Origin of the sequence: Candidatus Villigracilis affinis (assembly GCF_016705895.1) — a bacterium.
Classification (GTDB): Bacteria; Chloroflexota; Anaerolineae; order Anaerolineales; family Villigracilaceae; genus Villigracilis; species Villigracilis affinis.
Genome location: NZ_JADJKT010000017.1, coordinates 30,791 through 42,969, shown reverse-complemented (window position 1 = coordinate 42,969; position 12,179 = coordinate 30,791). Strand labels below are relative to the sequence as shown.

The 12,179-nt window shown below is 52.7% G+C and carries 5 protein-coding genes and 1 pseudogene; 5 read left to right on the top strand and 1 reads right to left on the bottom strand.

The features are described from left to right. The first annotated feature begins 70 nt into the window (after nucleotides 1-70). The 5 genes and pseudogenes from IPI86_RS08590 to acnA all read left to right on the top strand — a co-directional run bounded on the left by IPI86_RS08590 (nucleotide 71) and on the right by acnA (nucleotide 8,810). Nucleotides 71-439, top strand: coding sequence for an endonuclease domain-containing protein (locus IPI86_RS08590; RefSeq protein WP_345297586.1), 369 nt, complete (start codon nucleotides 71-73; stop codon nucleotides 437-439). Between the two features lie 389 nt (nucleotides 440-828). Further along, nucleotides 829-2,193: pseudogene (locus IPI86_RS08585) on the top strand (preprotein translocase subunit SecA); the annotation flags it as partial. Continuing rightward, nucleotides 2,170-4,860: a hypothetical protein gene (locus tag IPI86_RS08580; protein WP_345297587.1), complete on the top strand. Its 2,691-nt coding sequence runs from the start codon at nucleotides 2,170-2,172 to the stop codon at nucleotides 4,858-4,860. The pseudogene IPI86_RS08585 and the gene IPI86_RS08580, both read left to right, overlap by 24 nt. A 14-nt stretch (nucleotides 4,861-4,874) precedes the next feature. Next, nucleotides 4,875-5,915 (top strand): adenosine deaminase, encoded by a 1,041-nt coding sequence (gene add, locus IPI86_RS08575; RefSeq protein WP_345297585.1) that lies wholly within the window; start codon nucleotides 4,875-4,877, stop codon nucleotides 5,913-5,915. Nucleotides 5,916-6,113: 198 nt separating this feature from the next. Beyond that, complete coding sequence (gene acnA / locus IPI86_RS08570) at nucleotides 6,114-8,810, top strand: aconitate hydratase AcnA (protein ID WP_345297584.1); 2,697 nt, start codon at nucleotides 6,114-6,116, stop codon at nucleotides 8,808-8,810. A 69-nt stretch (nucleotides 8,811-8,879) separates the two neighbouring features. Here acnA and IPI86_RS08565 read toward each other — a convergent pair whose 3' ends face one another. Continuing rightward, complete coding sequence (locus IPI86_RS08565; protein WP_345297583.1) at nucleotides 8,880-11,945, bottom strand: HEAT repeat domain-containing protein; 3,066 nt, start codon at nucleotides 11,943-11,945, stop codon at nucleotides 8,880-8,882. Between the last annotated feature and the right edge of the window lie 234 nt (nucleotides 11,946-12,179).

Genomic DNA, 12,179 nt, shown 5'->3' with positions numbered 1-12,179 from the left:
CAGACGCAACCGTCCCTCCCCAATTTCGACGTGCTCTCCGTCGCAATTGGGGAGGCTAGGAGGGGACAAAATGCCGCGCCCACCCAGAAGCAATCCAAAAACCAGAACCCATGCTATTGAACTCCGCAAAGAACCTACACCCGCCGAACGCAAACTATGGGCGCTCATCCGCAACGACCAGTTGGGAGTCAACTTTAGAAGGCAGCATGCCATTGGCAAATACATTCCCGATTTTGTCTGCATCGAAAAGAAACTCATCATCGAACTGGATGGAAGTCAACATTTGGAACAGGAAGAGTATGACGAAGAAAGAACGAAATATTTGGAATCACTGGGTTACAAAGTTGTCCGCTTTTGGAACAACGAAGTGACGAATAATATTGATGGCGTTATACTCGCCATTATCCACGCGATGGAAGATGAAGCCAGTACAGAATAACTTCCACCTTGATTTTCCTGTGAATCCACAAGAAGAGTTTGCGGGGGTGGTAGCACGGGGCGAGTCGTTGCGGGGCGGATGGGTGCTCCGCAATCCACGCGGCAGATGGAGGGGCTGTTTGAGAGTCTGCTGGCGGAGGCGTTTTGAATGAAGACCGTCCACGAATTTTTCACGAATACTCGAATGGGTGGCGCGATATTCGTGCATTCGTGGTTTTATTCGAGGATGGTTGTCTTTGCACGGACGCATGGGTCATATGAGAGTTTACTGGTGCAACTTTTTGACAGCAGACGATAGTAAAGCCGCCGTCCATCTCCCCAAACATTAATAAAACTCAAATCCCCCATACCCTCTCCAAATGCTATAATCCCTTCCCTGAAAGGGATACTATGCTTAAGAACTTCGTAAAACTATTCAGTGGCGACCCCACGAAGAAGACGGCTGATAAATTTGGCGATCTTGTGGCTCAGGTGAATGCGCTCGAGGCGCAATTCGAGGCATTGAGCGATGAGGCGTTGCGTGCAAAAACGGATGAATTCAAGGCGCGGGTTGCGAAGGCAACCGAGGGATTGAATCCCCCATCCATCGGGGGGCAGGGGGAAGACGAAGATGAGGATTACCGCAAATTCGAACAGGATGCGCTGGATGAACTGATGCCCGAGGCATTCGCCACGGTGCGCGAAGCCTCCAAGCGGACCATTGGCCTGCGTCATTACGATGTGCAGGTCATCGGTGGTGGAATTTTGCACGGCGGCTCCATTGCTGAAATGAAAACGGGTGAAGGCAAGACGCTTGTGGCGACCCTGCCCGTGTACCTCAATGCATTGACGGGACGCGGCGTACACATCATCACGGTCAATGATTATCTGGCGCGGCGCGATGCGCGCTGGATGGCCCCGATCTATAACATGCTCGGTTTGAGCGTGGGTGTTTTGCAAATGGCCGCGGTCACCGAGAACGGCAAGAAAGCCTTCATCGTGGATTTCGAACGCGAGTCTCCGCATGAGGATCAGGAACATCTCCGCATGGTGGATCGTGTCGAAGCCTATCGGGCAGATGTCACTTTTGGGACGAACTCCGAATTTGGTTTCGATTATCTGCGCGACAACATGGCGATGCGTGTCGATGCACGTGTGCAGCGCGGTCATTACTTTGCAATTGTCGATGAAGTGGATAATGTGCTCATCGATGAAGCGCGTACGCCGTTGATCATCTCTGGCCCCGCTTCAGGCGACCTCGAATGGTACGGACGCATGGCGCAGGTGGTGAAGCAATTGCGCCCCGAAGATTATGAAGTGGATGAAAAGAACCGCAACGTTTCTTTAACAGAAGTAGGCGTCAGCCATGTGGAATCCATTTTGGGCACCCCGCTTCTCGATCCAGATCGACCCGAAGACCTTACTCCCGAGCAGGCGCGTTTGACGGGATATCTCCAACAGGCATTGCGTGCGCAATATCTATTCCAGCGCAACAAGGATTATCTTGTGCAGGGCGGCAAGGTCGTCATCGTGGATGAATTCACGGGGCGGCAGATGCCCGGGCGCCGTTGGAGCGATGGTTTGCATCAGGCGGTGGAAGCCAAGGAAGGCGTAAAGGTCGAGCCTGAGAACGTCACCTACGCCACCATTACGTTACAAAATTATTTCCGCATGTATGAAAAACTGGCGGGCATGACCGGTACCGCGTTGACGGAAGCCGAGGAATTCAACAAGATCTACAAGATCGAAGTGATGCCCGTGCCTACCAACCTTGAATATCAATCCCTGCGTTCCGATGCCACCCTGGTGGAGCAGAAGGCGAAGGATGATGAAGGCTATCAATATTCCTTTTATACCGCCAAGGGCGGCGATTCCGATGGCCGGGTTTTCTACCGCAGAAAAGATTATCCCGATGTGATCTATCGCACCGTCGAAGCCAAACTGCGCGCCATTGCGACGGAGATCATCCGCTATCATGCGCTCGGACGCCCGATGCTGGTGGGGACCACTTCGGTTGAATCTTCGGATCGACTCTCGAATCGACTCAAGGCCGAGCCTGTTCGCCGTTTACTGCAGGTGACTCTTGTCCGCGAGATTTATCTGCGCGCGAATAATTTGGAAGAGGATGGCCGACTCATCGAAGCCCTTGTCCCCTTCAATGAACCGATCGATAAGATCACACCCGATGCGCTGCGTAAATTTATCGCGCCGCATGGAACCAACAACATCAGCCTCGACGATGCCAATAACCTGAAGACTTTGCTCGATATCCTGCGGCTGCCCGAAGAGGTTGCTCCGCGTTTGAAGACCATCGTTCAGGGCGGCGTTTCTCATCAGGTTTTGAATGCGCGCAAGCATACCGAAGAATCACAGATCATCGCGGGCGCGGGTGCCTTCGGTGCAGTGACCATCGCCACCAACATGGCAGGCCGTGGTGTGGATATCAAACTCGGCGGTGACCTCGCGGAAGAAGTGATCTCCGCGGTGAACCGTGTTCTGCGAAAAGCAGGACATCTTGACCCGTTTGACATGACTCTCGAAGAGCGCCGTCAGGCTTTGCTCAAGGTGGATGTCTCGAATTACGGTATTTACGAAGCGGAAGTGAAACTCTTCCTGCAATATTTTGTTGATATGGAAAGCGTCAAGAAACTGGGTGGTTTGCATGTCATCGGCTCGGAACGCCACGAAGCGCGCCGCATCGACAACCAGTTGCGCGGTCGTGCCGCCCGTCAGGGTGACCCCGGTTCTTCGCGTTTTTATCTCTCGCTTCAAGATGATTTGATGCGCCTGTTCGGCGGCGACCAGGTCAGCGGGTTAATGACACGACTCAAAGTGGATGAAGCCCTTCCATTGGAAGTCCGCCTCGTCAGCAACATTATCGAAGGTTCGCAGACCCGTGTGGAAGGCGCAAACTTCGATGTCCGCAAGCATTTGCTGGAATATGACGATGTGCTCAATGAACAGCGTTCGCAGATCTACAGCCAGCGTGACCGCATCTTCATGAAGGAAGACCTGAGCGAAGATGTCGCGGACATGCTTCAAAACGAAGTGGCCAAGCGTGTGGATATCGGCCTTGCAGATGAAGAAGGCCCGTGGAAACTGCTCGCCTGGTTGGAACAGGTCCAGCCTCCGTTTGACTCGCAGGATGGTTTGTTCCCATCCTATGGCTTCAAACTGATCCTCGATCAAATCAAGGATGACAATATTCAGCAGTCCACGCTGGACATTATCTCCCGCGCCATTCAAGCTGAGAGCGAACATCACCTGCGTGCGATCGAATCGCTGGTGGAAAAAACGCATGAAGCATTTGAAACACAGACCTCCGAGCGCGATGATGCGATTGATGCCTATTTTGAAGGCCTGCGCGACCGTGAAGATGCTCCCCGCGCCCCGAAGATCGTGGAAGAACTCAGTGCCCTGGTCCATTTGCCGCTGAAACTTAATAATGAAACGATGCGTGCCTTGGGTGAGGATGCCGATTCGGTGAAGGAAGATATTCAGGAAATGGTCGCGAATCAGTTGACCGGACTCAACGCCCTGCGTCTGATCGGTGCGATCCAAAACCGCGTGGGTGAGCAACTGCCGTGGCCGAATCCGCTGCCTTCGGATTGGGATGAACTCGAAGATGTGATCATTCGGACCGCGCGCGAAGGCCTCGATCACAAGCGTGAACGTTTGAACAGCCAGATCGCGCGCGATATTGAGGTGCTGCTCCAGCGCGAATCCACAGATACGGATGCGGGAAAGTTGCGTCTGTTATTGACCCTTGCACAGGGTACACGTTCTGCATTTGATCAGAAGACACACAAACAGGTCAGACAGTTGTTCCTGCGTTTCTCGTATGTTTTCCTTGCTGCGCAATTGTTGGGCGACCGTGAAGCGGTGGATATTGTTGAAGATATCATGGCGCATCTTGAAACAGCGGAAGAGATGCTGCGTGCCACGTGGGGTCAGAGCGAATTCAATCGTTTGAAGCAGAATGCCTCACGCCTCGCCGATTTCGGGCCCGCAGCGCGGATCGCTTTCGGGGAGAGTCGGCTCAATGAAGCGGCAGCAGGTATCAGTGAGTCAGACCGCGAGTCCCTCATCGATGCAATTGGAAAATACGTTCTTAATGAAGTCCATCGCCAGTTATTACTGAGTGCGTTCAGTGAGTTGTGGGTGGAATATCTCACAAAGGTCGAGGCCTTGCGCATTTCCATCGGTCTCGAGGCTTACGGACAGCGTGACCCGCTGGTACAATATAAAGGTCGTGCTTCGGAAATGTTCCAGCAGTTGCTTGAAGATGTGCGCGGATTGGTGATCGGTCGTGCATTTGCGGCAAGACCGCGGCGCGTGGAGATCAATCCCATCGAAACTGCGGAAAACGAAGTGACTGCGCCGGGTGCCGTTCAGGCCGAGGTGCAGGTTACCGGTAATAAGAAGAAACGGAAACGTCATTAGGTTTTTGAGGCGAATTGTTATCCCACGAAACCGTTCCGCTGAATCAATATTTTTCCCTTCCAAAGGTGGAGCTGCATCGTCATCTTGAAGGGTCTCTGCGTTTGACGACCATGCTTGACATTGCGCGTCAGCATGGTGTGACGGTTCCTGCGAGCATGTTCAACTTAAGCGGCCTTGTGCAGGTGCAGGACAAGGACCCGATGACGTTTACGAATTTTCTCGAAAAATTCAAGACGTTGCGGCTTTTCTATAAATCTCCCGATGTAATTCATCGAGTCACACGCGAAGCTGTGGAGGATGCGGCGAAGGACAATATCCGCTACCTTGAGCTTCGTTTTACGCCCGTGGCGCTCAGCCGCGCGGAGGGTTTTCCCCTGCACGATGTGATGGATTGGGTGTTGACCAGCGCGCAGGAAACTGCGCGGAAGAATAACATCAAGGTCGGTTTGATCGCTTCGGTGAACCGCCACGAAAGCCCGGAGCTTGCCGAGCAGGTGATCTGGCTGGCGACGGAACATATAAAGGACGGATTGGTGGGCATTGACCTGGCTGGAAATGAGGCCGAGTTCAAGTCTGCGCCGTTCCGTGAAATTTTCAAGGAAGCGAAACAATCGGGCCTGCATGTGACCATTCATGCCGGGGAGTGGGGACCTGCTGAAAATGTGCGCGACGCGATCCTGAATTTTGATGCGGAGCGGGTCGGCCACGGTGTGCGCGTGATGGAAGATGAGAGTATTGCGGCGCTCGCAAAGGAACGCGGCGTTACTTTTGAAGTGTGTGTGACCAGCAATTATCAGTCCGGTGTGGTGAAGTCTCTGCCCGAACATCCATTGCCGCGTATGATAGCGGCTGGCTTGAATGTGACCGTCAATACCGATGACCCAAGCGTTTCGCGGATCACGCTTTCACATGAATATCAGCATGTGTGCGAAGATATGAAGGTTTCCTTCGAGATACTGAAGCAAAGCGTGCTCAATGCGGCTCAGGCTTCATTTATGAAGGATGATGAAAAGCCGAAGCTGATCGCAGCGTTGAAAAAAGAAATGAAGATGTAGATTTTCCCTCGCCGCCCCCCCCGAGAGTTTGAAAATTTATTGTCGTGACGTCCAGTGGAGCGAGGGAAAACCCTGTAAATCCCACCACATAGCAAAAAGGATATCAAAGGCGCTCCTTTGAGTTCTTCCAGGTTGTGGTGTGAGCTTGGTAACGGCTTGAGTCGTTACCACAAAAAACTCATGCCAAAGGAGTATCCTATGCAAGATCTATTTAAGTCCCGCGACGTATTGAAAGTGGGAAAGAAGGAATACGTCATTTTCCGCCTCGATGCTTTGGAGAAGGCCGGGCTGGTAAAACTCAGCAAACTGCCTTATTCCATTCGTATCGTGCTCGAAGCCGCCCTCCGTCAATGTAACGACAAGGAGATCACACAGGACGATGTGAAGAACATCGCCGCGTGGACCCCGAAAGGCGCACGCCCCGGCATTCCGTTTTTACCCGGTCGTGTGGTCATGCAGGATTTTACTGGTGTGCCTGCCGTTGTTGACCTCGCTGCGATGCGCGCCGCAGTCGCCCGTTTGGGCGGCGACCCGAAGAAGATCAATCCGCTTGTGCCCGTTGACCTCGTCATTGACCACTCGGTGCAGATCGATTTCTTTGCCACAGCCGATGCGCTCAACCGCAATACCGAAATGGAATTTCTCCGCAACAAGGAACGCTATGAATTCCTCAAGTGGGGACAGAAGGCGTTCACCAACTTCCGCGTTGTGCCTCCGATGACCGGTATTGTGCATCAGGTCAATTTGGAAAACCTCGCCGAAGTTGTAATGACCAAGGTGGATGGTAATGATCTGCTTGCCTTCCCCGATACGCTCGTCGGCACCGACTCGCACACCACCATGATCAATGGTCTCGGCGTGGTGGGTTGGGGCGTGGGCGGCATTGAAGCCGAAGCCGTGATGCTCGGTCAGCCGATGGACATGCTGCTCCCCGATGTCATCGGTTTCAAACTTACCGGCAAACTTAATGAAGGTGTCACTGCCACTGACCTCGTGCTCACCGTCACACAAATGCTGCGCAAGAAAGGCGTCGTTGATAAATTCGTCGAGTTCTATGGCGAAGGCCTCAACAACATGTCGCTCACCGATCGCGCCACCATTGCAAACATGGCTCCTGAATACGGCGCAACGATGGGCTACTTCCCTGTGGATGAAGAAACGCTTCGCTACATGCGTTTGACTGGCCGCTCCGAAGAAACAGTTGCCCGCACCGAAGCCTACCTGCGCGCGCAGGGACTCTTCCACGATGCGACCAGCCCCGAACCTGAATTTACCGATACCCTTGAATTGGATTTGGGAACTGTCGTCCCTTCATTGGCTGGACCCAAGCGACCACAAGACCGCGTCGCGCTGACCGATATGAAGGATACATTCCAAAAGGCATTGACCGCCCCGATCAAGGATCGCGGCTACGAACTCTCCGGCGAAGCATTGACCCGTGAAGCCACCTTCGGCACCAACGGCGGTTCACAACAGATGAAGCATGGCGCGGTTGTGATCGCTGCCATCACCTCCTGCACGAACACCAGCAATCCATCCGTGCTCGTCGCGGCGGGACTTGTGGCAAAGAAAGCCGTTGAAAAAGGCTTGAACGTCAAGCCGTATGTGAAGACCTCCCTCGCCCCCGGCTCACGCGTAGTGACTGAATATCTCAACAAGGCTGGTCTGATCGATCCGCTTTCCAAACTTGGTTTCAACGTCATTGCGTATGGCTGTACCACTTGTATCGGTAATTCCGGTCCATTGCCCGGTGAAGTAGCCAAAGCCGTTACAGGCGGTGATCTGGTTGCGGCGGCGGTCATCTCTGGCAACCGCAACTTCGAAGGCCGCGTGCATCCGCTGGTGAAAGCCAACTTCCTTGCGTCACCTCCGCTGGTCGTTGCCTATGCCCTCGCAGGCACAGTGGATATTGATTTGAACAACGAACCTCTCGGCACCGACCAAAACGGTCAGCCTGTATATCTCAAGGATCTCTGGCCCACTCAAAAGGAAGTCAGCGACACGATCGCTTCCAGCGTGAAGGCTGAGATGTTCAAGGATAAATACGCCGATGTGTTCAGCGGCTCTGAGATGTGGCAGGAGATCAAGGTCTCCGGCGGCGACTTGTACGAATGGGATGCAAATTCCACCTATATTCATCACCCACCTTACTTCCAGACCGTCTCATTGAATGTCGACTCGATCCAGGGAATCAAATCGGCGCGTGTGCTTGGCATGTTCGGCGATTCCATTACCACCGACCATATTTCGCCTGCGGGCAACATCGCTACAGACAGCCCTGCCGGTAAATTCCTACAGGAAAAAGATGTGGCTCCCACTTATTTCAATTCCTACGGCGCACGCCGCGGCAATGACCAGGTGATGGCGCGCGGCACGTTTGCAAATATCCGCTTGAAGAATCAATTGGTCGCGCCAAAAGAAGGCAACTGGACCAAACACCACACATCCGGTGAGGTCATGTCCATTTTCGATGCGGCGATGAAATATCAAGCCGAAGGTGTGCCGAGCATTGTCCTCGCGGGCAAGGAATACGGCACCGGCTCCAGCCGTGACTGGGCCGCGAAAGGACCGATGCTGCAGGGTGTGAAGGCCGTCATCGCTGAATCCTTCGAACGCATCCACCGCTCGAATTTGGTCGGCATGGGCGTGCTTCCGCTGAGATTCGCTGAAGGTCAAAACGCCGAGTCTCTCGGTCTCGATGGAAGCGAAGTGTTCGACATCGAAGGCCTCGATAACGACATCCAGCCCAAGAGCGAACTCACCGTCAAGGCGAAGAAATCCGATGGCAAGGTGATCGAATTCAAAGCCACCGCGCTGTTGAACACCGATGTGGAAGTGAATTACTACCGCAACGGCGGCATCCTGCACACGGTGCTGAGGAATTTGGTGAGGTAGAAACATGCAAGGAGGCTGTCGCCATAAGCGACAGCCTCCTTTTTATTTAATCAATGAGCAGAAGCCGTATTAGTTTGTCTTTTGCAAACTGGCTTCCTTTAGCCTCTGACACAAGGTGCGCATTAATGCCATCCCGATCTCGGGGCGTTCGCGCAGGATGCCTTCAAACTGTTTTCGATCCACGCACAAGGCCCGCACTTGACCGGATGCGACCAGGGTGGCAATGCGCGGTTCGCGGCTGATGATAGACATTTCCCCAACGTAATCTCCCACTGACCTTTTTGCAATCTGGCGGGCTTCCTTTTGATCTTCTGAAGCGATCAATACATTCACTTCTCCTGAAACGACAATGAACATTTCATCGCCGAACTCCCCTTGATGTGCAAGGACATCCCCGTCGGCAAAGACGGCCTCGGTTGTGATTACCGCCACCTGTTTCAAGTCGGCAGGAGAAAGGTCGGCGAAGATGGGTACGCGCCGCAGGAAGAGAATGCGTTCCATAAGCGGGATTGTGGCAAGTGTATCCATGGATCGATCTCCTGAAAATACTTTATCGGCAATATCGCGAACAATTGAATCGGGGTCTGATTTAGAAAGGTATTTAAGAGCAGAAATAATTTTCTCGTCCCCAGATCCGGCAGCGACCAAAACAGCGCAGGCGCGCAGCCACGAGTAGGGATCATGAAGTAATTCTAAAAGCCATTGATCGGGAAGAGACACAGAAGACGACTCTCCAGATTCCCATAACGCCAACAGCGGGCGGATAATTTCCACCTCGCCAATTGATTCAAGGACTTCGAGCGCGTTCGCCCTTTGAGCGGATTCACGACTGCGCAGGTTTTCAATGGCAATGCCGACAGCCTGACGGCCCTTTAGCAAACCGACCGCCCGTAGGGAATTAAGTCCGCTGCGATGGGCTTTATCGTGCAATGACTCGATCAATAACTGATTACGGCCATCACCTGAAAGGGTTCGCCCAAATTTTTGGGCGAGTCCCAATGCCAGTTGATGATAATGCAACGCGGACCTGGCTGTGTTCAGGGCATGTGTGCGGATTTGCTGACTGGCTTTCTGTGCGGGCAGAAATTCAAGCGCCATCAAGGCACTGTCTTCATAACTGGGGTTGGTTAAGGCGGCGAGCAATGAATCCAACGCGGGGAGACCAATGTTCCCAAGAGCTTCTGCGAGCGCCTTGCGGACATGGCTATCGTCATCGTTGAGATGATGGATGATGGGCTCCAGCGCGCGCTGTGGGTCGATGCTCACCAATAAACGAGGCGCGGTCTTTCGTATCACAGGGTTTGCATCATCAAGGGCGGATAACCCCAACTCAAATGCTGATTCATCCCTGCATTCGGCCAATGCATTCAATGCATGCGTGCGGGAGATGAGGTCTGTGCTTGCAGCCATTTCGTGCAGGATGTTTTTTGCTTTAGGGTGCCCGCCGAAACCCAATAAGGTTTGAGCAGAGCGGGCGCGAACGAGCGGGTCTTGATCGACAAGCAGGGGTTCGATATGTGCAGAAACCCCGCGTGGATAGCGAGCCAATTGCCGAAGGGAGTCAACTGCCTGTAGTCGCACATCAGGCTCGGGGTCGGAAAGACTCGCGGCAATATCTAGAAGGGCCGAGGAGGCCCGAGCGTGGGTCAGTCCTCGCAATGCAGCAGAACGGATCAATGCGTCGTCATCTGCAAGCGCAGTGACCAGATTATTTGTTACTTCAGGAATAGACAAGCTGCCTAGTATCTCAATTGAAACGAGGCGGGTTGTTTTATCCAGATCATTCATGCCCTTAATGGCGGCGGAGACAGTCGCGGCGTCGGTATGAAATCCTCCAAAGGGTTCCTCTTCGCTTACAAACATTTGCGGCTGACCTGCACGTAATGCTTCGACTAAAGCATTTGCATAAGCCCTGCTGGCGCGCCAAAGGATATAAACCAGAAGCGCGGCGGCGGCGAGTCCAATTAAATACAGTTGCTGCGGATTCAAAGCCTGCTCACCTACAACCAGAATCAAACCTGCAATAAAAGTGCCTGCCTGCTCTGGCACGCCGCTGATAAATGTGCGCACCTGATCGCGCTGTTCAAATGGGACTACATTGAACAACGCCTGCCAGGCTGTGCCCGCGATGCCCTGCATCCACATCATTTGCATAAAGCGGACGGACACTAAAATTGTGAATGGTGCAGATAAAGAAAGTATGCCGAAACCAACAAAATAAATGATCGGAAAAAGCAGGAGCATGGGCATGATGCCAAAGCGGGCGAACAGCCGATTGGCAAAAAACAGGGAAGCGATCAAGGCAACAATGGTGGTGATACTTTGAAACAAGCCGAGAAATCCAGCGAGTTGATCTGCGTCTGGAAATTGAGTTGTTGCGCCGCGCGAAAATGGCAAAGCCAGGGAAAAATAGCAGACCGAAAACAAAATGGCGCTGTACGAGACCCACTGCATGATCGAGGATTGGCGTACAAATTTATAGCCGCGCTGCATTTCAACAAAGATACTGGGTTGTTTTGTTCGCGATGAAGACCCAATGGCAATTACTGATCTTCCAATAATTGCGCGGCTAAGGAGAAATGCGATAAACAAAGTGCCTGCCCAGACCAGCAACAGGTTTTCTGAATGCAGCCAGCGCGCCAACGGCTGAGTCAATAAGCCGCCGAGAACCGTACCCAAAATGCCGCCCGCGCTAAAAAGAGGGAACAACCGTTTGGACTGACGCGTATCGCAGGCCGCGCTCGCCAACCCCCAGGTGAACAAACCTTGCAAGCCGTTGACCACATTCATCCCCAGCCACATCGCAGCAAAGAACCATTTGACATTGAGCAGGAGGATCACCCGCTCCGCGATCAGCGCAAAGCCAATGATCAGGGGCAGGGCAATAAATAATTTCTGTTTCGAAAAACGCCCCATGATGACCGTGATCGCCATGGATGTGACAAAGGTGAACAGGCCTAATATCACATACATATTCGGCAGGAATTCAACGCCGAAGCGCGCAAAAAACAAAGCTTCGGTGGCAATCCCTCCGATGGTTCCGCCTGCTGCGGTGATCAGCATCAGTCCCACTAGGAGTGCAGATATGCGCTCTTCGCCAGATTTGATCTTAAAGGTTTCCAGAATATGATTCATGAGGGCGTCACTAATTCCCATAATTTTAGTCTCAATTTGGTATTTATGCTTTCGCAAATTGGATTAAAATTGTCCGATATATTTCCAAATCATTTTGAATTCAATTCACATGTCCCATTAAGCAGACTGGATAAATAATGAGCGAACTTCGATCAAGCCTTGTAACATTTCTTTTTACCGACATCGAGGGGTTTATGAATCCTTATCATAATCAGTTTGAAATTATGTTCGTTT

Excerpts from the sequence above, each read along its gene's own strand:
- IPI86_RS08565 (WP_345297583.1), bottom strand. The coding sequence starts at position 11,945 with ATGAATCATATTCTGGAAACCTTTAAGATCAAATCTGGCGAAGAGCGC.
- IPI86_RS08590 (WP_345297586.1), top strand. The coding sequence starts at position 71 with ATGCCGCGCCCACCCAGAAGCAATCCAAAAACCAGAACCCATGCTATT.
- acnA (WP_345297584.1), top strand. The coding sequence starts at position 6,114 with ATGCAAGATCTATTTAAGTCCCGCGACGTATTGAAAGTGGGAAAGAAG.
- IPI86_RS08580 (WP_345297587.1), top strand. The coding sequence starts at position 2,170 with ATGCCCGTGCCTACCAACCTTGAATATCAATCCCTGCGTTCCGATGCC.